Origin of the sequence: Chitinophaga jiangningensis (genome assembly GCF_900142605.1) — a bacterium.
Classification (GTDB): Bacteria; Bacteroidota; Bacteroidia; order Chitinophagales; family Chitinophagaceae; genus Chitinophaga; species Chitinophaga jiangningensis.
In genome coordinates this window covers 562,021-587,853 of the sequence record NZ_FRBL01000003.1, presented here as the reverse complement: position 1 = coordinate 587,853, position 25,833 = coordinate 562,021, and the positions used below count along the sequence as shown (strand labels likewise).

At 48.6% G+C, this 25,833-nt stretch carries 20 protein-coding genes; 10 read left to right on the top strand and 10 right to left on the bottom strand.

Annotated elements, in window-relative coordinates:
* Positions 1-66 precede the first annotated feature (66 nt).
* From BUB18_RS09835 to BUB18_RS09825, 3 genes are all read right to left on the bottom strand, one after another.
* On the bottom strand, positions 67-2,265 hold the full coding sequence (locus tag BUB18_RS09835) for a response regulator (RefSeq protein ID WP_073080279.1): 2,199 nt from the start codon (positions 2,263-2,265) through the stop codon (positions 67-69).
* Positions 2,266-2,417: 152 nt separating this feature from the next.
* Positions 2,418-2,612 (bottom strand): hypothetical protein, encoded by a 195-nt coding sequence (locus BUB18_RS09830; protein WP_073080278.1) that lies wholly within the window; start codon positions 2,610-2,612, stop codon positions 2,418-2,420.
* A 147-nt stretch (positions 2,613-2,759) separates the two neighbouring features.
* Positions 2,760-3,455 carry a LytR/AlgR family response regulator transcription factor gene (locus BUB18_RS09825; RefSeq protein WP_073080277.1) on the bottom strand — a complete coding sequence of 232 codons (696 nt, stop codon included), beginning with the start codon at positions 3,453-3,455 and terminating at the stop codon, positions 2,760-2,762.
* A 90-nt stretch (positions 3,456-3,545) separates the two neighbouring features.
* On the opposite strand from BUB18_RS09825, the gene BUB18_RS09820 reads away from it, so the two are divergent.
* The 5 genes from BUB18_RS09820 (at position 3,546) to BUB18_RS09805 (ending at position 11,478) form a co-directional block, all read left to right on the top strand.
* The gene (locus BUB18_RS09820; protein ID WP_073080276.1) at positions 3,546-3,866 is read left to right on the top strand and encodes a DUF6660 family protein; all 321 of its coding nucleotides are present in this window, start codon (positions 3,546-3,548) and stop codon (positions 3,864-3,866) included.
* A 76-nt stretch (positions 3,867-3,942) separates the two neighbouring features.
* Positions 3,943-7,095, top strand: coding sequence for an efflux RND transporter permease subunit (locus tag BUB18_RS09815; protein WP_245805641.1), 3,153 nt, complete (start codon positions 3,943-3,945; stop codon positions 7,093-7,095).
* Complete coding sequence (locus tag BUB18_RS29840; RefSeq protein WP_218588020.1) at positions 7,079-8,317, top strand: TolC family protein; 1,239 nt, start codon at positions 7,079-7,081, stop codon at positions 8,315-8,317. The genes BUB18_RS09815 and BUB18_RS29840 overlap by 17 nt, the downstream gene beginning before the upstream one ends.
* Before the next feature lie 12 nt (positions 8,318-8,329).
* A complete protein-coding gene (locus tag BUB18_RS09810; protein ID WP_073080275.1) occupies positions 8,330-9,505 on the top strand; it encodes an efflux RND transporter periplasmic adaptor subunit in 1,176 nt (391 codons plus the stop codon).
* Between the two features lie 17 nt (positions 9,506-9,522).
* Positions 9,523-11,478 carry a heavy metal translocating P-type ATPase gene (locus tag BUB18_RS09805; protein WP_073080274.1) on the top strand — a complete coding sequence of 652 codons (1,956 nt, stop codon included), beginning with the start codon at positions 9,523-9,525 and terminating at the stop codon, positions 11,476-11,478.
* A gap of 94 nt (positions 11,479-11,572) precedes the next feature.
* Here the strand turns inward: BUB18_RS09805 and BUB18_RS30085 are convergent, their stop codons facing one another.
* Positions 11,573-11,695 carry a hypothetical protein gene (locus BUB18_RS30085; RefSeq protein ID WP_262487672.1) on the bottom strand — a complete coding sequence of 41 codons (123 nt, stop codon included), beginning with the start codon at positions 11,693-11,695 and terminating at the stop codon, positions 11,573-11,575.
* A gap of 28 nt (positions 11,696-11,723) precedes the next feature.
* Here BUB18_RS30085 and BUB18_RS09800 point away from each other — a divergent pair, with 28 nt between their 5' ends.
* Positions 11,724-13,352 carry a hypothetical protein gene (locus BUB18_RS09800; RefSeq protein WP_073080273.1) on the top strand — a complete coding sequence of 543 codons (1,629 nt, stop codon included), beginning with the start codon at positions 11,724-11,726 and terminating at the stop codon, positions 13,350-13,352.
* A 3-nt stretch (positions 13,353-13,355) separates the two neighbouring features.
* On the opposite strand, the gene nfi is transcribed toward BUB18_RS09800, so the two are convergent.
* The 3 genes from nfi to BUB18_RS09785 are packed head-to-tail and all read right to left on the bottom strand — an operon-like array spanning position 13,356 to position 15,945.
* Positions 13,356-14,048, bottom strand: a complete 693-nt coding sequence (nfi, locus tag BUB18_RS09795; protein WP_083549680.1) for a deoxyribonuclease V — start codon at positions 14,046-14,048, stop codon at positions 13,356-13,358.
* A gap of 18 nt (positions 14,049-14,066) precedes the next feature.
* The gene (locus BUB18_RS09790) at positions 14,067-15,266 is read right to left on the bottom strand and encodes a DUF763 domain-containing protein (protein WP_073080272.1); all 1,200 of its coding nucleotides are present in this window, start codon (positions 15,264-15,266) and stop codon (positions 14,067-14,069) included.
* Position 15,267: 1 nt separating this feature from the next.
* Positions 15,268-15,945 carry an MgtC/SapB family protein gene (locus BUB18_RS09785; protein WP_083549678.1) on the bottom strand — a complete coding sequence of 226 codons (678 nt, stop codon included), beginning with the start codon at positions 15,943-15,945 and terminating at the stop codon, positions 15,268-15,270.
* A 385-nt stretch (positions 15,946-16,330) separates the two neighbouring features.
* Between BUB18_RS09785 and BUB18_RS09780 the strand changes: the two genes are divergently transcribed.
* Positions 16,331-18,109: an ABC transporter ATP-binding protein gene (locus BUB18_RS09780; RefSeq protein WP_073080270.1), complete on the top strand. Its 1,779-nt coding sequence runs from the start codon at positions 16,331-16,333 to the stop codon at positions 18,107-18,109.
* A 99-nt stretch (positions 18,110-18,208) separates the two neighbouring features.
* Here the strand turns inward: BUB18_RS09780 and BUB18_RS09775 are convergent, their stop codons facing one another.
* Both BUB18_RS09775 and BUB18_RS09770 read right to left on the bottom strand, forming a co-directional pair.
* Complete coding sequence (locus BUB18_RS09775; protein WP_073080269.1) at positions 18,209-18,682, bottom strand: acyl-CoA thioesterase; 474 nt, start codon at positions 18,680-18,682, stop codon at positions 18,209-18,211.
* 30 nt (positions 18,683-18,712) lie between these two features.
* The gene (locus tag BUB18_RS09770) at positions 18,713-21,199 is read right to left on the bottom strand and encodes a TonB-dependent receptor (RefSeq protein WP_073080268.1); all 2,487 of its coding nucleotides are present in this window, start codon (positions 21,197-21,199) and stop codon (positions 18,713-18,715) included.
* Positions 21,200-21,615: 416 nt separating this feature from the next.
* Between BUB18_RS09770 and BUB18_RS09765 the strand changes: the two genes are divergently transcribed.
* Positions 21,616-22,377: a DUF695 domain-containing protein gene (locus tag BUB18_RS09765; RefSeq protein ID WP_073080266.1), complete on the top strand. Its 762-nt coding sequence runs from the start codon at positions 21,616-21,618 to the stop codon at positions 22,375-22,377.
* Positions 22,378-22,427: 50 nt separating this feature from the next.
* Here the strand turns inward: BUB18_RS09765 and BUB18_RS09760 are convergent, their stop codons facing one another.
* Entirely contained in the window at positions 22,428-22,589 is a 162-nt protein-coding gene (locus tag BUB18_RS09760) for a DUF1328 domain-containing protein (protein WP_073080264.1), read from the bottom strand.
* A 235-nt stretch (positions 22,590-22,824) separates the two neighbouring features.
* Here BUB18_RS09760 and BUB18_RS09755 point away from each other — a divergent pair, with 235 nt between their 5' ends.
* Both BUB18_RS09755 and BUB18_RS09750 read left to right on the top strand, forming a co-directional pair.
* Positions 22,825-24,696 (top strand): BamA/TamA family outer membrane protein, encoded by a 1,872-nt coding sequence (locus BUB18_RS09755; RefSeq protein ID WP_143159890.1) that lies wholly within the window; start codon positions 22,825-22,827, stop codon positions 24,694-24,696.
* 28 nt (positions 24,697-24,724) lie between these two features.
* Positions 24,725-25,807 (top strand): NAD(P)H-dependent flavin oxidoreductase, encoded by a 1,083-nt coding sequence (locus tag BUB18_RS09750; protein ID WP_073080260.1) that lies wholly within the window; start codon positions 24,725-24,727, stop codon positions 25,805-25,807.
* The last annotated feature ends 26 nt before the right edge of the window (positions 25,808-25,833 follow it).

Sequence of the window (25,833 nt, the reverse complement as noted above, 5' to 3'; positions counted from 1 at the left end):
TGAATGCGGTACGAGTGTCGTTGAAAGGGGAATGGGTGTCGGTGAGGGTGCGTATAACCTGCTCCGTTATAATAAAAATGACATGGCTTCCTGTACAGCCTGCATGGCCAGCTGACGCAGGGACGCAAAGGATTCGGCGGCTTCCGCCTGTACAAAGTCTTCCTCCGTTACATGCTCCAACGGTTCCAAAAATGGATACAAATGGGCTTCCAGGCCTATAAAAGAAACAGTGGTTTTCAAATGATGCGCCGCCGTACGGATGCCCGGCAAATCCGATGCGTGAATGGCTTGTTTCAGCTGCCCCAGGTCTTCCGGAAGCTGCGCAATAAACTGTTGCAGCATCGTTTGTTCAAACTCACTGTTGCCATTGGAAAGCTCCTGTAAATACTGCATACTGATCAAATGACCATTGTCTGCTACCGTTGAGAAATCGTTGTTTCCGGAGATATCAGGGCCCAGGCTTTTACCGGTATACACCTGGATAAGGCGGTATAATTCTTCGGCACGGATCGGTTTTGAAATGTATTCATTCATGCCCAGCTGCAGGCATTTATCTCTTTCTCCAGCCATGGCATGCGCCGTCATGGCGATCACCGGGATGTTGGAGTGTTGCTCCTGGCGCAGGCGCTGTATCACCGTATAACCGTCCACGTTAGGCATCTGTATATCCAGCAGCAACAAATCATAATTACTCTTTTGCAGCGCCTGCAGCGCTTCCTCGCCATTGGTAACAATGCGATAGGAGAGTTGCCGGTTGCTCAGCAGATGTCGCAGCAGATTCTGGTTCATCTTATTATCTTCCGCTACGAGTATGCGTATATCCTGCTGCAAACCAGGGAGGAGGGGTAGCAGCTCTTCGTCGCTGCCGGTTTCGGCCGGTGGCTCGCCCAGCGTATAAGGCAGTTCCACTTTAAAGGTGGAACCTTCGCCAGGCTTACTTTCTACGGCAATAAATCCATTCTGCAGTTCCACCAGTTGCTTTACAATGGTTAAACCCAGTCCGGTGCCACCATATTTCCGGGTAGTAGAGGCTTCTGCCTGATTAAAGCGGTCAAATATGCTTCCCTGCTTGGCGGGGTCGATTCCTATACCGGTATCTTTTACTGTAAACAGCAGGCGTACGCCATTGCCGTCCTGCCAGCTTCTGGCAACGTGAATGCTGACCGTACCTGCGTCGGTAAACTTAATCGCATTACTGGTAAGGTTGACCAGTACCTGGGTCAGCCGGGTTACATCCCCGTAAAGAATATCGGGCACCTGCTCGTCTGTGGTGACCTGTAAGGAGAGTTGCTTTTCTTCTGCCTTAGGCTGAAAAAGCAGGTATACGGCGTGTAACACGCCCTGCAGACTGAAAGAACTCGGCTCTATGCGCATCATCCCGGATTCTATCTTGGAGATATCGAGTATATCGTTGATGATTTCCAGCAAATTTTGTCCGGCACTGTCGATCGCGTTCACATATTCCCTGGATTTGCTGTTTAGCGGCTGATTTTTGAGCAGATGGGCGAATCCCAGTACAGAGTTCATGGGGGTACGTATTTCGTGGCTCATATTGGCCAGAAATTGATCTTTTACAACGGTGAGCCTCCGTTCCTGCTCGCGCGACTCATCCAGCTCATCAATCAGCTGCTCCTGACGGTGGATGCGGCTGGTGATGTACAAAAACGCCAGCAGGCTGGTCAGACAGGCAAAAACCACGAGAATGGTACCCCAGCTAAGGGCCTTTTGTCCACTGGTGTCGATCAGGTGGGTGGTATGGTTAACTTCTGACTGCCGCGTACTGTCCAGCTGATGCAGAATGCCGGTGATGGCCTCCCCGAGGCGCTTGCCCTTCTGGTTATTGATCAGTTTTTCCGCTGCCCATTTGCCCTGGGTATAAAAAGTATCCAGCACCTGTACGTTAAAAGTATTCTTTTCGTCTACCAGGTAGTTGAGCTGGGTAAGCAGCTTTTCGGTACTGTCGTTTCGAACAATTTTATTGATCTCTTTGAGGTCGGCTTTGATAATGGCAATATCTGATTCTATCCCGGTAATATGCAGACTGTCCTGCGCAATCACGGTACCACGTACCTTGCTGTCGGTACGTGCCATGCTGGTTTGCAGCTTTTGTATTTCGTTTTTTACGTTGAGTTCCTGCAGCAGTTGTTCGTTGCCGGAGATCAGCTGCCGGATATTTTTAGCGGAGTTTACATGCAGCACAATAAACAGCGCCATGCCAATGAGGAAGAGTCCGAGCAGATAATATTTAATTTTCTTTGGCTGCATGTCAGTTTCGTAAAATAACGTTGCAAAGGGAAAGCCGGTTCAAAATACAGGATAAAAAGTAAATCGTATAGCGTAATAAAAATAGCTCAAATATTTAACCGGCATGCTTTGCAACTGCAGGTTAAATATTTGAGCTATAAACTGGGGCGAACTTATTTATTGGATTCAGCCGGTTTCTGTGCTTTTTTACTTGCGTGATGCTTATGCGTTCCTTTGTGTGCTTTCTTTTCAGGAGCTGTTTTTTCAGTTTTGGCAGCTTTTTGTGCAGGAGCAGGAGACTGAGCATAAGTAGCAGTACCTACAAATACCATAGCAGCAACGGCGAGCATGATTCCTAACTTTTTCATGATTATTCAGTTTTGATGTGATGTATTGTTTTTGATTACGACCTAAAGGTACATCGCCATCTGACTGTGGTAGAGGGGATTTGGTTCAATGGGCAGGGGGTGTCGGTCAAAGAGGAAAAACTATCGGTGAGGTGATTGCAGGCAGGCTTACAATAACCGCAATTTGCTGTTCAGTGTAGCCCGGTATGCATCTGCCACCGGAATGGCGCTCTTATCTATCATTATACTCCCATCTTCAATAGAGCTGATTTTATCCAGGGCCACTATATAGGACCGGTGTACGCGCATGAATTTTGCCGGCGGTAATTTTTCTTCCAGTGCCTTCAGGGTGGTATGAATCGCATGAAATTTCTGCGCGGTAAACAGCTTTACATAATCACCCATTGCTTCCAGGTATAAAATCTCATCCATGCGTATACGTTTGAGTATCCCATTGTCACGGATGAATACGAATTCCTGTTCTGATACCTGGAGCTCGCGATTAGCGCTGTCTGCTATCTCCCTGGCCCGGTCAATTGCCTGGATAAACCTGGCCGGACTCACCGGCTTGATAAGATAATCAGCCACATGTAGCTCAAAGGCTTCTACGGCATATTCTTTTTTTGCTGTTGTAAAGATAATAACCGGCCCTTTTTTACCGAGGTTGCGGGTAAGCTCAATACCGCTCATGCCGGGCATCTCAATATCCAGTAAAAGGATATCTACTTTTTCCTGCTGCAGGATGTTATAAGCCTCTATGGCACTGCTGCATTCGCCTACCAATTTCAGCTGGGCCACATGACTTACCAGCTGCTTCATGGCAGTGCGGGCCAGTTTGTTATCGTCTACAATTAAACAGTTCATAAGGCTAATTTAACAACAAAACCTAATTGCGCAACAGAGATGCAGTTTTTTATAAGGTGATTTTAATCTCTTGTATGTATTTTTGTAGAGATGAAATTACTCGTGTACATATTCAGCCTGTATCTCCTGGTGTTGTCCTGCATTCCGTGCAACGACGCCCTGGCTGCTGTACCCGGTATTTCCCTGACCACCATTAGTACTGCTCCGGCGGAGCAGCATGCGGATCATGTGGACTTCTGTTCTCCTTTGTGCGTGTGCAGTTGCTGTAATGTGCAACTCACCACGGTAAGCCACTGGCAATATGTAGTCATTCATCCACAGCAACAATATATCTATCCTGTTTATACTGCCTCCATTGCCATTGCAGGCAGCAACGCGATCTGGCAGCCCCCGAGGCCGGTAGCCGCTTAATACTCCCTTATTCATTTATTTCACTGGTATGCCGGCAGTAAACTGCTGCGTTATCACCTATAACCCATTTTCTTTAATGGACAAGATCATTCTGTTTTCCGTCAGGAACAAGCTTGCTATTGCATTATTTACCATCGCTCTGATAATATGGGGCGTGTGGTCCCTTACCCGGCTGCCGGTGGATGCGGTGCCGGATATCACCAATAACCAGGTGCAGGTGATTACTTTGTCGCCTTCGCTGGCTGCGCAGGAGGTGGAGCGACTCATCACCTTCCCTGTGGAGCAAACCATGGCGGTGATTCCTGAGCTCCAGGAAATCCGCTCCATCAGCCGTTTTGGCCTTTCCGTTGTTACCATCGTATTTCATGATGATATAGATATTTACTGGGCACGGCAACAGGTAAACGAAAAATTGTCTGAAGCCAAAAGTATTATCCCCGCTGGCATCGGCAACCCGGAGATGTCGCCCATTTCCAGCGGACTAGGGGAAATTTATCAGTACGTAGTGCATCCGCAGAAAGGCTTCGAATCCAAATACGATGCCCGTGAACTGCGTACCATCCAGGACTGGTATGTACGCCGCCAACTGCTTGGTACGCCCGGTGTGGCGGAAGTCAACAGCTTTGGTGGTAAGCTGAAACAATATGTGGTGGCCATCAATCCGGATCGCCTGCGCAGTTACAACATTAGCATTGCCGATGTATTTACCGCTACCCAACGGAATAATCAAAATACCGGCGGGGCCTACATCGACAAAAAACCAAACGCCTATTTTATCCGCAGTGAAGGCATGATTGGCTCGCTGGCAGATATTGAAAATATCGTAGTAAAAAACACCGCCAACGGAACGCCGGTGCTGGTGCGGGATGTAGCCAGTGTACAACTGGGAGATGCCATCCGCTACGGTGCGCTCACCCGCAACGAAACCGGTGAGGCCGTGGGTGGCATCGTGATGATGCTGAAAGGCAAAAACTCCAACGAAGTGGTGAAAGCCGTGAAAGAGCGGATGGCAGCCATTCAGAAGACCCTGCCTGAAGGAGTGGTGATTGAACCATTCCTTGACCGGAGTGATTTTGTTGGCCGCGCAGTAGGTACGGTGAAAAAGAACCTCGTAGAAGGTGCGCTGATTGTGATTTTCGTGCTGGTAGTATTTCTCGGCAACATGCGTGCAGGCTTGATCGTTGCTTCCGTAATTCCGCTTTCCATGCTCTTCGCCGTTTCCATGATGAAATTGTTTGGCGTGTCGGGCAACCTCATGAGCCTTGGCGCGATTGACTTTGGACTGATTGTGGACGGTGCGGTGATTATCGTGGAAGCCACTTTACATCATTTGGTAACACGGTTGAAAGGCCGGCCTTCCCTGCAATTGTCACAGGCTGAAATGGATGCGGAAGTATACGACAGTGCCAGCAAAATTCGTGCTGCGGCCTCTTTCGGGGAAATTATCATTCTCATCGTATACCTGCCGATACTGGCATTAGTTGGGATTGAAGGGAAGATGTTTAAGCCCATGGCGCAAACCGTTTCGTTTGCCATTGCCGGTGCGTTTATTTTATCGCTCACCTATGTACCGATGATGTCGGCCCTGTTCCTGAACAAGAAAATTACCAATAAGGTTACCATCTCCGACAGGCTCATGGCCTTTTTTCATAAACTCTACGATCCTGCTATCAGAGCGGCTTTGCGCTTTAAATACTGGGTGGTGGGCATTGCCATTTCACTTTTCGTACTATCGTTGGCGTTATTTACCAATATGGGGGGAGAATTCATACCCACCCTGGAGGAGGGCGACTTTGCGGTTGAAACCCGCCTGCTTACCGGAAGCTCCCTAACAGCAACCGTAGATAAGATCACCCTGGCCGCCGGCATCCTGCGCAGGCAGTTTCCGGAAGTAAAAGAGGTAATCGGGAAAATCGGCGCTGCCGAAATTCCTACGGACCCCATGCCAATGGAGGCCTGCGACCTTACTATCCTCCTGAAACCACAGCAGGAATGGACCAGTGCCAAATCCAGAGAGGAGCTGGCCAATAAAATGCAGGAAGCCCTGGAAGCAATACCTGGCGTGAGCTTCGGCTTTTCGCAGCCCATACAGCTGCGTTTCAACGAACTGATTTCTGGTGTACGACAGGATGTTGGGATCAAAATCTTCGGAGAGGACCTGACTACTCTTAGCTCCCTGGCAGCGCAGGTCAATAAAATTGTAAGTAAAACACCCGGTGCTAAAGACATCTACCTGGAACAGATGGATGGGCTGCCACAGATCGTAGTGAAAATAGACCGTGCCCGCGTAGCACAGTACGGCCTCGATATCGAAACCATCAATCAAACGGTGAACACGGCCTTTGCAGGGCAATCCGCCGGACTGGTGTACGAAGGCGAAAAGCGCTTTGACCTGGTGCTGCGACTCGATCATCAGTCGCGTACCAGCCTGACCGATGTAAGTCAGCTGTATGTAACGGCTCCTAATGGCCAGCAGATTCCGCTGGAGCAGCTGGCAACGGTGGAAATGCAAACCGGCCCTAACCAGATCCAGCGCGAGGACGCCAAGCGCCGCATCATTGTAGGGTTTAACGTTCGTGGGCGCGACATCGCCAGTGTTGTGCAGGACATAGAAGCGAAAATAAATGCAAACGTAAAAATGCCGCCGGGCTACTTTATCCGCTATGGAGGGCAGTTTGAAAACCTGCGGGAAGCCAATCAACGGCTTTCCATTGCAGTGCCTGTGGCATTATTGCTCATTTTCGGACTGTTGTATTTCACTTTCCATTCCGTGAGCCAGTCTCTGCTGATCTTTACCGCCATCCCGATGGCAGCCATTGGTGGCGTGTTTGCGCTGCTGCTGCGGGGGATGCCATTCAGCATTTCGGCCGGCGTAGGTTTTATCGCCCTCTTTGGAGTGGCAGTGCTAAACGGAATCGTACTGATAGGAGAGTTTAATAACCTGAAGAAAGAAGGCATCGCCGATGCATATGAACGGGTACTAAAGGGAACGGCAATACGATTACGGCCGGTATTAATGACCGCCAGCGTGGCCTCAATGGGCTTTTTGCCCATGGCGCTGGCCACCAGCGCAGGCGCGGAAGTGCAGCGGCCACTGGCCACCGTAGTGATAGGCGGGCTGGTGACATCCACCTTGCTTACGCTGCTGGTGCTACCATGCCTGTACCTGTTCTTCGAAAACGGCTTCTCTGGAAAGAATAAAAACCTTGCAAATGAAAAAAATCATTAGTCTGCTGCTGCTGCCACTGGCTGCTTTTAGCCAGCAACCTTCCTGGAATATGGAAGGGGCCGTCCAGTACGCTTTACAACATAATAAAAATCTGCAGGCGGCAGATGCACGCGTGCAGTACTTCCGCAAGCTGCTGCCTGCTGCCGGCGATATCGGAAAAACGGAAGTAGCCATGCAATACGGGCAGTACAACAGCTACGTAAAAAACGATAACAACTTCAGCGTTACCCAGGCGATTCCTTTCCCTACCAATTTTGGTGCAAAAAAGCAGTTAGGGGAGTCGCAGGTAAAGGAGGCTACCTTCCTGAAAGCCAATACCAGTAATGAACTGGCCTACCAGGTTAAGGAAGCATACCTGCAACTGCTGTACCTGCAAGCCCAGCGGGAGTTGTTGCGCCACCAGGACAGCCTGTTTACCTCTTTTGCGAAAAAGGCAGACCTGCGTTATCGTACCGGAGAAGGCAAGATGCTGGAAAAAACGGCATCGGATACACGTAAGCAGGAGGTAGAGAATCTGCTGCGACAAAATGAGGCGGACCTGAAAATATTTACTGCGCGATTAAAAGCCTTAACCGGTATGGGCGACGGTGAAGTGTTGCCGGTAATGCAGGAAGAGCATCTGCAGGAATTAACGATTGCTCCGGTGTTCGACAGCACCCGCATCTCCCAACATCCCTTACTTCAATACCTGCAACAGCAGGCCGTTACGGCGGACAAGCAACAGAAAGTATATGCCAATGCGATACTGCCGGATATTACAGTAGGGTATTTTAATCAGTCGCTCATTGGAACACCGGTGAATGCAAGTGGTGCGCCGCTGGCCACTGGTGGCAACCGTTTCCAGGGATTTCAGGTAGGGCTGGCCCTACCCATATGGGCCCGGCCTATGCGTGCAAGGGTAAAGGCGGAAGAGCAACAGGCACACGCGGCTATGCTTACGTTTGAGCAAAACAGCATTCAGCTGCAAAGTCAATATACACAGGCGATTCAGCAGTATGTAAAGCAAACGGAAAACCTGCGTTACTACGAGCAGTCGGCACTGCCGAATGCGGAGCTGATATTAAAGCAATCGCAACTGGCGTATGGTGCCGGGGAAATAGGTTATGCGGAACATTTTCTGAACCTGGAACAGGTGCTCAGCATCCGCCAGGGCTACCTGAAATCATTACTGGACAACAAAATCGCGGTCAGCTATATCCATTACCTGGCCGGTAATCAATAATCAAGCAATACTATGAAGATGCATTCATCCTATAAATATATTCTTAGCAGTACATTGGCACTCAGTATGCTGATATCCTGTAAAAGTAAGCCGGTGGCCGAAGCCGGAGAAGAGGCACACGAAGAACATGAGGACCATGTGGAGCTGACCCGTGAGCAGGTACGTACGGTAGGCATTACATTGGGCGCTCCTGAAATGCGGGAAATCAGCAGCACTATTAAAGTAGCAGGCTTGCTGGATGTGCCGCCGCAGCAGCAGGTGAGCATAGCTGTACCGATGGGCGGTTTTATTAAACAGACTTCGCTGTTGCAGGGGATGCCGGTGAAGAAGGGGCAGGTGATCGCTGTTCTGGAAAATCTTGATTATATTCAATTACAGCAGGATTATCTGGAAACAGTAAGTCAGCTCGAATACGCAAAGGTGGAATACGAGCGGCAGCAGGAGCTGGCAAAGGAAAATGTGAATGCCCTCAAAACCTTGCAGCAAACGAAAGCCAGCTGGCAAACGTTATCCGTAAAGGCCAGCGGCCTGAAAGAAAAGCTGCGCATGCTCAATATCAATACCGCAGGGCTTAATCAGGGAAACATCAAGTCTGCAATCAATATTTACGCACCCATCAGCGGTTTTGTGACGCAGGTAAATGTGAACCTGGGGCAGTTTGTAACGCCGGCGGATGTACTGTTTCGTATTGTGGATACCGAGCATTTACATGCAGAGCTAACAGTATTTGAAAAGGATATTCCAAAGCTGAAGATCGGACAGCATGTATTGTTTACGCTTGCCAACGAGTCGCAGACCCGGAAAGCCACGGTGCACCTGATAGGGCGGGAGATCAGTGATGACAGGACCATCCGCGTACATTGCTACCTGGATCAGGAGGATACGGAATTATTGCCCGGAACCTACCTGCAGGCGCTGATTGAAACAGGAGCAGGCAAGGTAAAAGCGCTGCCGGAATCAGCGATTGTGAACTTTGATAACAAAGATTATGTTTTTGTGCAAACTGGCATAGAAGGGAAAGATAGTTTGCAGGTATTTACCATGGTGCCGGTTGAAAAAGGGGATACCGAGCTTGGGTATACGGCGGTAACGCTGCCGCCGGGTACGCCTGAAAATACACTGGTGATAAAGGGTGCTTACGATTTGCTGGCTAAAATGAAAAACAGCGGCGAGCACGAAGGACATTAACTGTTAAATGCAAAGATATGGGACAACAATGTTGTGCAACAGAAGAAGGAAAACAACCAACACCGGCAAATGACGGGCATGAAGGCCATGATCATGTTGGTGGCAGCGCGAAATGGTGGAAGTCGGCCGAGTTCATTGCCTGCGTGGTGAGCCTGGTATTACTACTCATCGGCATATTGCTGGATAACAGCTGGGCGGGCTTTACAGGCTATGTGCGACTGGGATTTTACCTGGTGGCGTATGTGCCTGTGGCGCTGCCGGTGATTGTAAATGCCTGGAGAACGCTGGTGAAGGGGGATGTGTTCAGTGAATTTTTGCTGATGACGATAGCCACTGTTGGGGCGTTTTACATCGGCCAATACCCGGAAGGGGTGGCAGTGATGTTGTTTTATGCAGTAGGGGAAGTGTTCCAGGATGCGGCGGTGAGTCGGGCAAAGTCCAACATCAAAGGCTTGCTGGATCAGCGGCCGGATGAGGTGTCTGTTTTGGTGGATGGAATTTTGCGCCGTGAGCATGCGGCTACAGTAGGGGTGGGCAGCATCATCCAGTTGAAGCCTGGTGAAAAACTGGCGCTGGATGGAGAGCTGGTATCGGCCACGGCCTCGTTTAATACCGCTGCGCTTACCGGTGAGAGCAAGCCGGATACTAAAATGAAAGGGGAGCCGGTGCTGGCGGGCATGATCAACCTCAATACCGTAGCGGATGTGAAAGTGACCACGCCGTATGCCGATAGTAAATTATCACGCATCCTGGAGCTGGTGCAAAATGCAACGTCGCAGAAGGCGCCTACCGAGTTATTCATCCGCAAGTTTGCACGTATTTACACGCCTGCAGTCGTTTTCCTGGCGCTCGGCATTTGTTTGCTTCCTTATTTTTTTGTAGCTAATTATGTGTTCAACGACTGGTTGTACCGGGCATTGATATTCCTGGTGATTTCCTGTCCGTGTGCGTTGGTGATCTCCATACCGCTGGGTTATTTCGGTGGTATAGGGGCCGCCAGCCGCAATGGTATCCTGTTTAAGGGCAGTAACTACCTGGATGTGATGGCGGCGGTACAAAACGTGGTGATGGATAAAACCGGGACGCTTACCAAAGGCGTGTTTGCGGTGCAGGAGGTGGTGTTGCAGCCGGGCTTTGATGAAGCGGATTTACTGCCTATGGTGAATGCATTGGAAAGTAAATCCACCCATCCGGTGGCCACGGCCATTCGTGAATACCTGGGTGCTAAGGCGGTGCCATTGGAGGTTAGGGAGATGGAGGAGATCGCGGGGCATGGTCTTGCGGGCACGGTAACGGGTAAACGATTGTTAGTGGGTAATTTCAGGCTGTTGCGTAAATTCAATATTGCTTTTGACACAGCTGTGGAAGATATTCCGCTAACGGTGGTAGCCGTAGCGGTAGACGGGGTGTATGCCGGCATGATCACTATTGCGGATGTAGTGAAGGCAGATGCGGCTGAGGCGATTCAGGCATTGAAACGTATGGGCATTAATACAGTAATGTTATCCGGTGATAAATCCAGTGTGGTGAAGTATGTGGCGGAGCGGGTAGGTGTAGCAGAAGCCTACGGCGACCTGCTGCCTGAAGATAAGGTGACGCGGGTAAAAGATATTCGTGCGCAAAAAGGCAGCGTTGCTTTTGTGGGAGATGGGGTAAACGATGCGCCGGTGATTGCGCTCAGCGATGCAGGAATTGCCATGGGCGGCCTTGGCAGCGATGCAGCAATTGAAACGGCGGATATCGTGATTCAGAATGACCAGCCTTCCCGTATACCCATGGCCGTGAGGATTGGTCGCGCTACGAAAAAGATAGTATGGCAAAATATTACGCTGGCATTTGTGGTGAAGGGGATAGTGCTGCTGCTGGGCGCTGGCGGTTTGGCTACTATGTGGGAGGCGGTGTTTGCGGATGTGGGGGTGGCGCTGCTGGCGATTTTGAATGCGGTGCGGATTCAGCGGCAAAAGTTTGATTAGTTTGCTTTCGGGAGATGCCGAAGGCATCTCCCGAAAGCTGAAAGCCGCCGGCTGGCGGCCTTCAGCTGCTTAAATGCCTACTGTAGTGGCGTAGCTACACCAGCTTGCGACTTACTTCTTGTTCAGTAAAGCCGGCGGTGGCGGGCCCGCCACCCCATTCAGGTGACTCCGAAGGAGTCATCCACATCTCCCCAAAAATAAAACCAATATATTTCATATATTTGAAATTATTAATTGATAATAAGATGAAATATATCAGCAAACTGCTGCTACTATTCCCTATCCTGTGCTATGCCTTCACCTCCTCTGCCCAAAACCCGGTGGTAAACCTCAGCACTGAATTTGAAGTGCCGGGCGATGGCTGGGATAAACTCCTCCAGCTTAAAAATGGCAACACCTGCTATCTCCACTTTTCCAGAACCTCCGGACTGGAAGTAAGTATGTACAGTAGCAAGCGGGAACAACTCAGCAGTGATACCATTCAAACTACACTATGGAACAGCCGTGATCTGGAAAATACCGAAATTGACGCCATCTACGAGATCAACGGGCAGCCGGTGATATTTTTACAGCAACTGGTAAATGATACACCACGCGTGTTCAGGCTGGTGCTGAACGAAAACACTGGAAAGCTGCTACAGGAGCAGAAGCTGGGAGAACTGCCTTCTGTAAAACTCAAGCCCGCCTATGCACAGAATAATATCGCCTCGCACGATTGTTTCATCGAAAAAGATCAACGTACAGATTATTATGCGGTCGCTTTTTTTGCGGGCCATGAAATCGTTCCCGGCGAAAATGTTAAACGCCGCATTATTGTGCAGCACTATTCACCAAAACATGAATTGCTAAATACGGGTTATTTCTACATGCAGGATTCCGCCTTTGCCTACTTCAGCTACATACACATGGCGGTGGAAGACAGCCGGGATGTATATATCGCCACTACCGGGTTTAACACAAAGAAAAAAAGTAATGAGTCCTGGTCTAAAGTAGTACTAAGCCGGCTTACGCCGGATTCTACGGCCTTTTCCCATAACGTAATTGCCTACACGCATAATTATAACAATGTAAGCGGACTGCTTAAAACAGTACCTGCTTTTAAAGAAGTCAGGTTACTGTTGTTTGTGCCATCCGAGCGCAAAAGCGGGAACAGCGGAACACTGCTCAATATATTTACGGAAGAAGGGAAACTGCGCAAGCACCCGGTGCTGAGCTATCCGGAGCTGAGTCGCAACGTAGAAAATAACCTGAACTATAAGGACAAATACGAGGGGATACCACAAAACTGGCTCATGAACAATGATGGGAGCAGCACCATCATGCTGGAAAACCTCAGCTATTTCAGGCAGGGAAACAACCAGCTGGCCAACATGCATTCCAACATGGGAGATGCCGGTGTAGCGGAGCTGGACACGCTGGGCAAAGAAGACGCCACCTGGTCGCTGTCGAAATACCAGGTGATCACCGGTACCTGTCAGCCTTTCTTCCAGCAACGCCGCAGCAAAAGTGAATGGAGCTTCCGCAATAAAATTGCGGCATTGAATTTAAGTACTTATGTGTCGTACGACTTCGTGACTTTTCCGGATGTAACGTTTATGTTGTTTAATGATTACCTCCAATACCTGGATACAGGCGGCAGTGACAAGGTAAAGAAACCGCTGAAGTTCGCTGATGACGCCAACTTCGTATGTTACCGGTATTATAATAAGAAGATTGAAAGACTGTACCTTTTCGGCATGCCGGAAGTCACTAAACGTTACGCCTGTATGCTGGGTGCATCCGACTATAACGCAGGTACACGCACTTACGCTACCATTCTGCTTAAGCGGGAAGGAACAGTGAAAAAGGCTGCTATTGCCTGGATTGGATTCTGATGCTTACAACCGGTGGAAGCCTGCTTCCAGTGCGCCCAGCCGGAACTGGTTCACAAAATTATGCGTAAGCCTGGTAGGCTCCGGCAGCCGGTATTTCGTGATGCATTGCTCCACGATCTGCCGGCTGTCGGCTATATCAGTTAGATGGCCGGGAGATACAAACACCGGTTTTATTTTATTTTTAGTGCGTAGTACACTGCCGATCGGCTGTTGTTGTTTATCGTATAACACACTCCATGCACCGGCATTTTCCGCCGGTTCCTCGTATATTCCGTAGAGTTTTTTCTTAGCACAACCCAGGGTAGGCCGGTTGATTAACACGCCGAAATGAGAGGCAATACCCATCCTGCGTGGATGTGCAATGCCATGGCCGTCCAGCACTACCACATCAGGTTTCAGTTCCAGCTGTTCCCAGGCATCCAGCAGCGCAGGTACTTCGCGGAAAGCGAGGTAACCGGGTACGTAGGGGAAATGTACTTCCTTACGGATAAGGCTATACGCTACCGGTTTCAGGTCCGGAAAACTGAGCACCGTTATGCCGGCGTATACATGGGTACTGAATTTATCAAAGGAGATATCAGTGCCGGCCACATAATTGATTTTCCCGGTAAAAGGGGAGAGGACAATTTTATCCTTCATCTCCTTTTGTAGCTGTGTAGCTTGCGGTACGGTAAGTGTATTGTAGTCGATGGTCATCAATGCAGTGCGTTATGGTTAAAACAGTGACAGCTGATCCCCTTCCTGTGGTGGCTTAGCCTTACCCAAAACAGTACGGCCGCCGTAACGCCAGGCATTATTGCGCTCTTCTTCAATCAGCTTATCAAAGTTGGTGTTTGGAATAAAATCTTTTTCAATGGAGGCCGCCATCTGCGACAGCTTATTGATGGCGTCTTTTTTTTCGGAAGCACCAATTTTAGCTTTATACAGCGCGTCTTTGAGTGTGGAAATGGTTTCATCATAGATTTTCAGCGGCACCGGAAAGGGGTGTCCGTCCTTACCGCCATGGGCAAACGAAAATCGCGCGGGATCTTCAAATCGGGAGGGCGTGCCGTGTATCACTTCACTTACCAGCGTGAGCGACTGTAACGTTCTCGGGCCTACGCCTTCCAGCATCAGGAGCGATTCAAAGTCGGATGGCTTAGTGTCGTAAGCCAGCGCCAGTACACTTCCCAACCGCTTCAGGTTTACATTTTCGGCACGCAGCTCGTGGTGATTTGGCATCACCAGGTTCCTGATTTCTGGTAGCAGGTGTACAGGTTTTTCCTTTACCAGTTCCATTATGCCGTTTTTGGTATTAGCTGCGTTTATAGCTGTGAGATTTAGGATCAGCCCCTGATTATGGCCATAGATGTAGGTGTGCGGCGCTTCTGTAAACGACTGGAATGCGCTGGAATGCCAGTGGTAGCGCCGCGCCATGCCGGTAGCGTCATTCATACCCTGCTGCACCACGGCCCAGTCGCCATCAGTAGATAGCAGGAACGAATGCAGGTACAGCTGGAAACCATCCTGGATGGCCGTGTTGTCCACTTTTGCCGTCAGTTTGCTGCTGTAGATCAGCTGATCACCGGGAAGCCCAGTTTTATTGGCTATTACGGCCAGCTCATTCGGGGTTTGCTTACTATATTTCCCTTTACCACCGCAGATGTAAATGCCCAGTTCCGCAGCGCGTGGGTTCAATGCTTTTTTCAAAGCGCCCATTACACTGGTGGTAATACCGGAAGAATGCCAGTCCATACCCAGCACGCAGCCCAGGGCCTGGAACCAGCACGGGTCGCTCATGCGGCGCAGGAATTCCCCTCGTCCGTAATCCATGATGATGGCCTCTGTGATAGCACCACCCAGCAGGCTCATACGCTGCGCAAGCCATGGCGGCACCTGCCCGTAATGGAGCGGTAAATCTGCGTAAGATGGCATATCAGAATGGATTGTTTTGGATCTGGTATTCGTGTATGTCGTGACTCTGGTGCAGGTACGTATTCAATGCCTCCATTTTCTCACGTTTGCCATGTATGGCGTAGTTCACTTCCGTTTTGTGCTCTTTTCTCACTATCATCATACGCTTATATTTAAGTTGCATGGAGTCGAGCACCTGCTCCAGGTCGAGATGCGAAAACTCCTGGTCATTTAACTGAATACAATATACCCGCTTATCGTTGATGCGGGCTATGTACATCTCCAGGTATTCCAGGGCGATCAATACCAGCATGGCACCTGTGAGGCTAAACAGGGCGAGCCAGTACTGGCTCATGCCTATGGCCATACCGATGGCGGCTGCGATCCATATGCTGGCGGCAGTGGTAATACCGTCGATGGCAAATTCTCCCTTAAAAATTACACCGGCACCAATAAAGCCGACGCCTGTAAGGATATTGGAGGCCACACGGTCAGCACTATTAGGATAGCCCAGCTCCACCGATAAAATGGTGAATACGGCACTACTCATGCAAATGAGCGTCATGGTGCGCATGCCGGCAGCCTTACGTTTGAATTCCCGTTCCAGGCCAATGGCAGCGCCCATCAGCAACGATAATGCAATCTTCAGGACATAGTCCTCCTTTATGGTTTCGATTATACCTTCCATCGAGAGATTCATGGTAACAAATTTAAGGCTAATGTTGCTCAAAATAGTCCTGAAATAGAATAGGCGTGGCTGACGCCTATTCTATTTCATCTTTCCACCCTTGCCGGAGGCAAGGGTGGAAAGATGTTTAATAAAATTATGATTTCATTAAACATTTTATGGCAGAATGCGTTAATAATGGAATACTATTTGAATATATACTATCCATAAAACCCGTAATATGAAATTATTCCTGTATAAGTTATTCATGGCTGCGAGCCTGGCTGCAATATTCAGTCTCATCGCATATTCCTGCACTATCGGAAATTAAGCCCGGATACCATGCTTTTGTGAACCCGAATGCAATATCTTTGTTAGGCAATCGTCTATAAATAGAACGAAACAATAGCACTGATACATGCAAAATGACACGAATACCCCGGCGCAAGCTAAGCCAGCGCTGAAAATGGCATCCCTCAAGAAATCTTTCCGCCTGTTCCGTTATGTAAAGCCTTATTGGCCACAGTTTGGACTTGGTCTGATTTTCCTGCTTATTTCCAGTCTCGCGGGACTGGCTTTTCCTAAGCTGTTAGGGCAACTGGTGTCGCCCGACAGCAAAGACACTATGTTCCATGGATTCAACCAGGCGGCCGTCGTTTTGGTGGCGGTACTGATTGCCCAATCCGTATTTTCTTTTTTCCGTATAGTCCTGTTCGTGAATGTGACTGAGAAAACGCTCGCCACATTGAGGCAAACAGTCTACAGTCACCTCATCAAACTCCCCATGAAATTTTTCCTGGAACGCAGGGTTGGTGAGCTCAGCAGCAGAATATCCGCAGATATTTCTTCATTGCAGGAAACATTTACCACTACATTGGCGGAGTTTATTCGTCAGGTAATTATCATCGTGGGTGGTGTGATCATCCTGGTGGTAACAGCGCCCAAGCTGACGGTATTTATGCTGGCCATATTGCCGCTGATGATGTTGCTGGCGGTGTTTTTCGGGAAATTTATCCGTAAGTTTTCCAAGCAGGTGCAGGAGCAGGTAGCTGCTTCCAACACGGTAGTGGAAGAAACACTGGCGGGCATCCTGAACGTAAAGGCTTTTGCCAACGAGTTTTTTGAAATCAACAGATATAAGACCCGTACCAACGAAGCGGCACGCATTGGTATCAAAGGTGGTAAATACCGGGGCGCGTTTTCCTCCTTTATCATCCTCGGTATCTTTGGCGCATTGGTGGCGGTGATCTGGCGTGGTGTATCGCTGGGTATGCCGCCGGCGGAACTGCTCACGTTTGTACTGTATTCTGTATTCATAGGTGGTTCTGTTGCAGGTTTGGCAGAAGTATATACCAACCTCCAGAAAAGTATCGGAGCCACTGAGCACCTGCTTGAAATCATCGACGAGCCAACAGAAGAACTGACGCCTGTTACTTCCATCCCGCCGGAGAACCAGCTGGACGGTGCTATCAGCTTCAAAAATATTTCATTTCATTATCCTTCCAGGCCGGATCTTAAAATCATGGACGACGTTAGCTTTGACGTGTCGCCTGATCAAAAAGTAGCACTGGTGGGCCCGAGTGGCGCCGGTAAAAGCACCATTGTTTCGCTGCTGCTGCGTTTATACGATCCGGTTAGTGGTGAAATCGACTTTGATGGCCGCCCCGGTAAGAGCATTCCTTTATCAGAGTTGCGTTCTCAAATGGCAGTGGTGCCTCAGGATGTATTCCTTTTTGGAGGTACCATCCGTGAAAATATTGCCTATGGCAGGCCCGGTGCAACAGATGCAGAGCTGGAAGAAGCTGCCCGCAAGGCAAACGCCTGGGAATTTATTCAGCGTTTCCCGCAAGGGATGGACACCGTGGTGGGTGAGCGTGGTATTCAGCTCTCCGGCGGTCAGCGGCAGCGTATCGCCATCGCCAGAGCAGTACTTAAAAATCCGCGTATCCTGATCCTGGACGAGGCTACTTCTGCGCTCGACTCCGAATCCGAAAAGCTGGTGCAGGATGCATTGGATAAGCTGATGGAAGGACGTACTTCTATCGTGATTGCACACCGCCTTGCCACCGTTCGTGAGTCAGATAAGATTATTGTACTAGACAAAGGACGCATTGTAGAGGCAGGTACACACTGGGAATTGATTGAAGTGGAAGGTGGGTTGTATAAGTCGCTTAGTGATATGCAGTTTAGTAGCTAATTTATTTTGTATAAAAGTCGGGCCCCTTCGGGGCCCGACTTTTATACAAAGAGGGCGGGACCGCAGGTCCCGCCCTCTTTGTATAAGGTAAAAAGTTGTTTACATATACGGTTTCATCTCCGCATCAATATCCTTCCTGAGGTCCATCAGTTTCTTCGCGTAGCTCTCCATACTGATTTCCCCTGCGGTGCGCGGAATCCATTTAGGTACCTTCACGGTTTTACCTTCATCATCTACCGCTGCAAACACCATTACACAGTGAGTGGTTTTGGTTTTCGTTTGCTGGCGCGGGTTGCCGGCAAATACATCGATGGAAATATGCATGCTGGTATTGCCGGTATAGATGATATTTGCGGTGATTTCTACCAGGTCGCCGATCTGGATCGGCTTAAAAAAACGAATGCCGCCCACGTAAACGGTGACAGCATATTGCCCGCTCCAGTTAGCGGCACAGGTATAACCCGCCTGGTCTATCCATTTCATAACGGAGCCCCCGTGTACCTTTCCTCCGAAATTTACATCTGAGGGCTCTGCTAAGAATCTAAGGGTAATAGTGTGATAAATGGAATCCATAATGATCAATTATGGCGACCAAATTACGAATTAAAAGTTATCTCCTCCACCCATTTCTCCACCGTTGTTATCCTGTTTATTGTTTTTACGTTTGAACAGGCGTGCATCCATCTTACCAAATCTCCAGGTGGCATTGAGGCGCAGCTCACGTGCCAGGCGCTTACGGTAGTTTTCCTGCTCGGAGAAGGAAGTGGTGGTGTAGCTCAGGTTTCGGTTGGAATTAAAGATATCGTTTATGCCAAGGGAAATCGACAGCGCTTTATTTTTCAACAGGTCCTTTTTCACGGCAGCATCGATGGACCAGTTAGGCATACGTTCACCCTGCGGCAAAATTTGTTTGGATTCGTATTCACCATTCACCTGGAAGGTCAGGTTCCACGGGAGTTTGGTGTTACTGTTGACTTTACCGAACCAGGTAAAACCCTGGTTGGATAAGGTGGCATTATCCTGGCTCGCATTGATTTTCGTTTGTGCGAGGTTGGCATTGGCTGTGATATCCCAGGTTTTGGTTACCTGCGTTCTAAGGGTGAATTCAGCACCGTAGGAGTTACGGGAGCTGGCATTAATCGGGTAAGACAACAGCACTCGCTGATCCTGGCCATTTAAGGACAGTACGGTGTCTTTATAGAAATCGGTGATCGCATTTTCCGTGTTACGGTAGTAAACTGACACGAGTAGGTTCACTTTACGATTAAAGTCTTTCAGATAAGATAATTCAAATGAATTAGTGAACTCCGGACTCAGACCAGGGTTTCCGGTGCTGGCACTCTGACCATTGTAATCAATGGTAGGCAGCAGGTCTCTGAACCAGGGGCGGCGGATACGACGGCTATAGTTCAGCTGCAGCTCATGATCGCCTTTCAGTTTTTGTGACAGGAACAGGCTTGGGAACAGGCTGATAGGGTAGTCCACATTGTAGGATTTGTATTCCCCAAAGAACGATTCCCCTTTATAAAAGGATTGCTCCGCCCTTAAACCCACCTGATAACCGAAGTTGTCGAAACCGCCGGTGTAGGTAGCATAAGCCGCATTGATCTGTTCTGAATATTTGTAGTCGCTGGACAAAGAGGAATCCACTTTGTAATCCGTATTGGGATAATCCAGTCCCATCACGGTGGTGTAGTTACTGAACTTTCGGGTGTTGGAACGAATACCCGCTTCGATCTTGGATTTTTCGGAGAGGGGATTTACATAATCCACCTGGCCGGTGATATAGGTAGTTTTACCACCACCGCTGCCATAGCGCTTCTGCGGGGTAGGATCGTAGATGTTTTCCCCTTTCAGATCAAAATACTGTAAAGAGTAATCGGAAGAGTTATCGCCGTTGTTGGTGCTGAAAGTAACGTCCGCAGTCAGTTCATGGCCTTCCTTAGCGAAGTTATGTTTGTAGCCGAGCTGCGTGTTATAGCTTTTGAAACCGTTTTTGGTATTGTTGATACCGGTGCCGTAGCGAACCCTTTGCTGCTTTTCATCCAGGTCGTTTACCACCTGGTCGTTGTAGTTATTGAAGTTGCCAGTTACGATATTTTCAGAAATGCTCAGTGTATTTCTGTTGTCGATAAACCAGTCGAACCCGATACGGCCGTTCTGGAAGCGGCGATAGAAGTCGCCATCCTGGAGTTGTTCCGTAAAGGTGGTGGTATCCTGACCTAGATTTTTCCTGTAGAGGCGACTATTAAAAGGGGATACCCTGTTACGGAAACTATAGTTTACAAAGAAGTTGAATTTTTCCTGGCGCATGTTAAAGTCAAGGCCACCATTGCTGCTTCCGAGCGTGGAACCACCGGCGGACAGTTGCCCGTTGATGCCGGCTTTTTTATTTTTCTTTAGTACGATATTGAGGATACCGCTCATCCCTTCTGCGTCGTATTTGGCGGAGGGGTTGGTAACCACTTCAATTTTTTCGATGGCATCAGCCGGAATCTGGTCCAGTGTAAGGGTAGAAGGGCGTCCATCGATGAAGATGGTAGGGGAGCCATTGCGTACGGTGACGTTCCCATCGATGTCCACATTTACAGAAGGTACCTGTTTGAGTACATCGGTGGCAGTACCGCCAATGCTCGATAAGTTTTTGTCGACATTGAACACACGTTTATCAATCGCCATGGAAAAGGCGGGCTTTTCACCCACTACATTCACCACATTAAGTGTTTTGGAATTGGAGGCCAGTTTGATATTGCCTACATCCACTGTAGACGTTTTGGCGCTGAGTGTAGCAGATTTATAAACCGTTTCATATCCGATGAAATTGATACGGAGAATATATTTTCCCAATGGCAAAGTTTCAAAATTGAAATCACCGTTTGGCTTGGATAACATGCCGGTGAGTACGGCGGAATCAGGCTTGAGAACGGCTACCGAAGCATATTCTACTGGTTTCCCTGATTGTGCGTCAATTAATTTTCCATACAACGTTCCGGTTTGGTCGCCACCGGCTTTTCCTCCTGCATGCTGGGCAAATAACGTGTTCTGAAACAGTAAGATCCAACCTGTTACCAGCAATAAAGTTTTTCTCATAATAACAAATACTAGCGTACAACAATTAACAGTGGCTAAATTAATTGGAAACTCTGTAGAAAATCGGTTTTTTAGGATGAATGGTGTGTAAAAACCGCTGTAAGCATGGTTCTGGAAGGTTCTATAGGCTGTAAAGCTTTGTAGTAGCAGTTTTGCCTGATGTGTGCTGATAAGACTGAAAGTGTTAATTAGTGTTAAGTCGCCCCAGTGCGAGATTTACATCTCTACAAATAAATAAAAAAAACAATATAACACCCTGGATTTCGTGCTGCCACTACCGTTGGGATCATATCAAAAACAAACCGAAAAGATTTATGTGGATAAAAAAGCGTGCAGAAAAGGGTTTTATCTTTTCTGTAGTAACGGCAAGCTCCGTATCTTTACAGCCAGCTGTTGCGTTATTTTAATTTTTTTATATGCATAAGGATTACCGACCGGACTGGGATATTTACACGTGCCATATTGAAGAAAGTCCAGCAGTAATAGGCCTTGACCTTGATCTGAGACGATTTGCGCCATTGAAGGAGAAGCCGAATGCCATATATATAACAGTTTATCTGAACCATCCACGCGAAGACGGATTCCCGCACAATGATGAATTTGCTATCATGGGGGAAATAGAGGATAGATTGGTAGAAGAGCTGCAATCCAAACTGGACGCACATTTCGTTGGACGGACGTTTTCCAACGGTGTCAGGGATTTTTACTTCTATACGGGCAGTACACTGCTGCACGATAAATATATTGCAGATGCAATGATTAGCTTCCCGCAGTACCGTTACGATTACGGTATTAAGGAGGATAACAACTGGGAATTGTATTTCGATTACCTCTTCCCGGACGTGTATGAATTCCAGCGTATACAAAACCGGAAAGTGCTCCGTATGCTCCGCAAACACGGAGATGTGTCAGAAAAGGAACGTCCGATCGAGCATTGGATACACTTTAAGTCAGAAGAAGATAAAAACCTTTACTGGCAACATATCCAGGAAATCGGTTTTACCCTCTTACATGATATTAAGGTAGATGAAAACCCGGAGTATCCATACCGGCTCTGTATTGTAAGGTCCGACAAAGCCACAGAAGCGGTGATTGACCGGGTGGTGATGACCCTCTGGGAAGTAGCCCAACAGGTAAACGCAGAATACGACGGCTGGGAAACCAGCATCATGAAATAACAAAAGATTGCTTCAGCGCCACATGGTACTGAAGCAATCTTTTTTTAGGCCTATTTTCTAAATACTCCCGCCAGCAACGACACTACAAACATTATCAGGAATATAAAGAACAGGATCTTAGCGATGCCTGTGGCGCTTGCCGCAATCCCACCAAACCCGAAGATCGCCGCAATAATCGCAATTATCAGAAAAATTACAGCCCAACGTAGCATATACTTTTAGTTTTAAAGGTGATCAATAAAATATATTACTGCATTTATACTTCTGGTCTGAAACTTTCAATTATCATTCCCGTTAAAGTAAAATAAGAGGTGCTGTTCCTAAACCGCTTTTTTTTGTTATAATTGTTTACAGGGGAAAATATTGAGGTTTTTATTAAAAATATTGTGCTTTATAACTGTTGCCTGCCTGCTGTATCTGCAGCCGGCAAATTCGCGTACCCACGCCATGGCTCAGCAGTTGCCGCTTATAGGCGATACCGTTATCCCTCACCTGATGCGCCCCCCAGTGGGTGATACCACCTCCCGCACACATAACGGGATATTCAAAAAATTGTTTGAGTACCGGGATTCTATGCGCAATAAGGCCTTCCGCGACTCCTTTATCCGTCGTATAACCCGGCAGAATGAGCCGGAACCCGTGCCGCAAAACGATAGCGTGATCCAGAAAAGTGAGGCATATTTTACACCCTTTGCAGGCAAAGTGATCCGAAATATCCACTACCGCAGGGTGAAGGTATTTGGTCCCAGCAACATCAATGATACTACCTTCACCACTTCCATGAAGCTGCTCAAAATTGCCAACCGCCTCCACTACGATTCCAAGCAGTGGATGATCAGGCAAAACCTCTTCTTCCGGGAAGACGACCGGCTGGAACCTTTTGAACTGGCAGATAATGAACGTTACCTCCGTAACAGGCCATTTATCCAGGATGCCCGTATCTACGTTATTCCCGGGGAACCCATGTCGGATTCGGTAGACATAGAAGTGGTCACCAAAGATGTGTTTGAATATGGCGCCGATGTATCGCAGGTAAGTGCCAACAACGTAGCTGCAAAAGTCTATAACAATAACCTGCTCGGGGCCGGGCAAGGCCTGCAGGTAGGCTTTAGCTGGAGAAATGACTATAACCCCACCTGGAATACAGAGGTGCGCTATACCAAATCCAATATAGCCGGCAGCTTTATAGATATGGCAGTGGGGTATAGTACGCTCAATAATACCCAGCAGCTGGACTCTAACGTATACGAGGGTACGTACTATATTACGTTTAACCGGCCCCTGTATCGTAACTCGGCTAAGTTTGTAGGAGGCCTCACGCTGGCCAATAACTTCTCCATTAATATTTGGAACCGGGATGATACGGTGTACCGTGACTATCGCTATACGGTAATAGATGGCTGGCTGGGATATAACTTCATCAACAACTACGACCATAACGGCCGAAGCGGCAACGGCAAGCCCAACGTGGCCATACTCGCCAGGCACTACAACCTCAACTTCCAGCGAAAGCCGGATCAGCTCCTGTACAAGGACGATCCGGTGTATAATAACCATCGCTACTACCTCCTGGAATTACAGGCCTACCGCCTGGATTACTTCAAAGCTCACCACTTCTTCGGTTTCGGGCGTACAGAGGATATTCCGCTGGGCTTTAATGTAAACGTATCGGGAGGCTGGGAATCGTGGCGTGACAGGCGCCGGCTTTATACGGGTACTTCCTGGCAAAAATTCTGGCTCACCCGTAAACAGGGGCTTTTTAATACCACCGCGGAATTAGGAACGTTCTGGTCCAGGAGCGCTACGGAAGATGCTGTGATTCACGCCAGAATAGAATATTACAGCCGGCTGGTGACCCTGGGTAAATTCAGGTTCCGCCAGTTTATTACTACGGATTACCTCAACAGCCCTAATCCTTATTTCTACAAACCGCTTAACATTAACATGGAATACGGCATATGGGGATACCGGAATACCACGCTCAACGGCTACCAGCGGCTTAATTTCAATTCGGAAACGGTGTATTACAGCCCGCTGAAAATACTGGGCTTTAAATTCAACTTCTTTACTTCACTGCAAACAACGATGTTGTCGTACAAGAGTAAAGATCTCTTCAATAATCCTTTGTACTGGGGTATTGGCGGCGGTATGCGCATCAGGAATGAGAACCTTTCGCTCAACACCCTGAAGATGGCGGCCTACTATTTTCCGAACGCTCCCGAACCGGTGAAATCCTTCCGGATTGAAGTCACCACGGTGGTAGATTTCCGCTTTGATATTTCTGCGTTAAGAGCACCTTCTTTCATTAGTTTCCATTAATTTTAAGATCAAACTAATACGGTAACCGATGCATTGGAAAAATAACCTCACCGCACTATTAGGTATACAATACCCGATTATTCAGGCGCCCATGTTAGGGATTACCAGCCCGGAAATGGTGGCTGCCGTGAGTAATGCGGGCGGACTGGGATCGCTGCCCGTAGGTAATATGGACGCTACCGCTGCCAGGGCTGCTATTCATAAAACGAAATCACTCACTGCCCAGCCGTTTGCCGTAAATATTTTTGCTTACGATATTCCTATTTCTCCGGAGCAAACTGCCTTTGATGCCATGCAAACATTGTTGCAGTCCACCTACAGCCGTAGTGGCCTGGGGGTGCCGGTAGTAGACTTGAAAACACTGCATTTAAATTCTTATAAAGACATTCTTCCGGTGCTGACAGAAGAAAATATTGGTATTGTCAGCTTCACCTTCGGCATTCCTGACGACGCCGGGCTGGCTCTGCTACAGCAAAGTGGCGTTAAAATGATTGGTACGGCTACTTCCGTGGAGGAAGCCGTTTACCTGGAACAGAAAGGAATGCATGTAATTGTGGCGCAAGGAGCAGAAGCAGGTGGGCACCGGGGTACTTTCATGAACAATGGCTTACCACAGATTGGTGCTATGGCACTGATTCCACAGGTGGTGGATCGTGTAGGGGTACCCGTTATAGCTGCCGGTGCGGTGATGGATGGCAGGGGGGTGGTAGCTTCCCTGATGTTGGGTGCTTCCGGTGTTCAGCCAGGCAGCGCCTTTTTGTTGACCAACGAAAGCATGGCCTCCGGTGCACACAAAGCGGCCATCGCAGCTTCCACCGATACGAGCACGCGACTCACGCGGGCATTCAGTGGCCGCTGGGCACGCGGTTTATATAACACCCTGATTGCTGCGGTAGAAGAATCGGAAATACAGATATTACCATATCCATATCAGGATGCATTAACACAACCGGCGCGCAAAGCCTCCAAAGCACAGGACAATCCTTCCTTTGTAGCTATGTGGGCAGGACAGGCAGCTGGTTTGGCCAAAGGGCAGATTAGTTCGGGAGATGTGGTGAGAGCATTGATAGCAGGAGCGGAGGAGTTGCTACCATCGCTGAAAGTGAACTAACTTAATTAATCGAAAAAAAACGGGGT

Coding starts and splice junctions, on each gene's coding strand:
- nfi (WP_083549680.1), bottom strand. CDS start 14,048: ATGACCATCGACTACAATACACTTACCGTACCGCAAGCTACACAGCTA.
- BUB18_RS09805 (WP_073080274.1), top strand. CDS start 9,523: ATGGGACAACAATGTTGTGCAACAGAAGAAGGAAAACAACCAACACCG.
- BUB18_RS09810 (WP_073080275.1), top strand. CDS start 8,330: ATGAAGATGCATTCATCCTATAAATATATTCTTAGCAGTACATTGGCA.
- BUB18_RS09755 (WP_143159890.1), top strand. CDS start 22,825: ATGGCTCAGCAGTTGCCGCTTATAGGCGATACCGTTATCCCTCACCTG.
- BUB18_RS09750 (WP_073080260.1), top strand. CDS start 24,725: ATGCATTGGAAAAATAACCTCACCGCACTATTAGGTATACAATACCCG.
- BUB18_RS09790 (WP_073080272.1), bottom strand. CDS start 15,266: ATGCCATCTTACGCAGATTTACCGCTCCATTACGGGCAGGTGCCGCCA.
- BUB18_RS09760 (WP_073080264.1), bottom strand. CDS start 22,589: ATGCTACGTTGGGCTGTAATTTTTCTGATAATTGCGATTATTGCGGCG.
- BUB18_RS09780 (WP_073080270.1), top strand. CDS start 16,331: ATGCAAAATGACACGAATACCCCGGCGCAAGCTAAGCCAGCGCTGAAA.
- BUB18_RS09765 (WP_073080266.1), top strand. CDS start 21,616: ATGCATAAGGATTACCGACCGGACTGGGATATTTACACGTGCCATATT.
- BUB18_RS29840 (WP_218588020.1), top strand. CDS start 7,079: ATGAAAAAAATCATTAGTCTGCTGCTGCTGCCACTGGCTGCTTTTAGC.
- BUB18_RS09825 (WP_073080277.1), bottom strand. CDS start 3,455: ATGAACTGTTTAATTGTAGACGATAACAAACTGGCCCGCACTGCCATG.
- BUB18_RS30085 (WP_262487672.1), bottom strand. CDS start 11,695: ATGAAATATATTGGTTTTATTTTTGGGGAGATGTGGATGACTCCTTCG.
- BUB18_RS09815 (WP_245805641.1), top strand. CDS start 3,943: ATGGACAAGATCATTCTGTTTTCCGTCAGGAACAAGCTTGCTATTGCA.
- BUB18_RS09775 (WP_073080269.1), bottom strand. CDS start 18,682: ATGGATTCCATTTATCACACTATTACCCTTAGATTCTTAGCAGAGCCC.
- BUB18_RS09820 (WP_073080276.1), top strand. CDS start 3,546: ATGAAATTACTCGTGTACATATTCAGCCTGTATCTCCTGGTGTTGTCC.
- BUB18_RS09830 (WP_073080278.1), bottom strand. CDS start 2,612: ATGAAAAAGTTAGGAATCATGCTCGCCGTTGCTGCTATGGTATTTGTA.
- BUB18_RS09770 (WP_073080268.1), bottom strand. CDS start 21,199: ATGAGAAAAACTTTATTGCTGGTAACAGGTTGGATCTTACTGTTTCAG.
- BUB18_RS09800 (WP_073080273.1), top strand. CDS start 11,724: ATGAAATATATCAGCAAACTGCTGCTACTATTCCCTATCCTGTGCTAT.
- BUB18_RS09785 (WP_083549678.1), bottom strand. CDS start 15,945: ATGAATCTCTCGATGGAAGGTATAATCGAAACCATAAAGGAGGACTAT.
- BUB18_RS09835 (WP_073080279.1), bottom strand. CDS start 2,265: ATGCAGCCAAAGAAAATTAAATATTATCTGCTCGGACTCTTCCTCATT.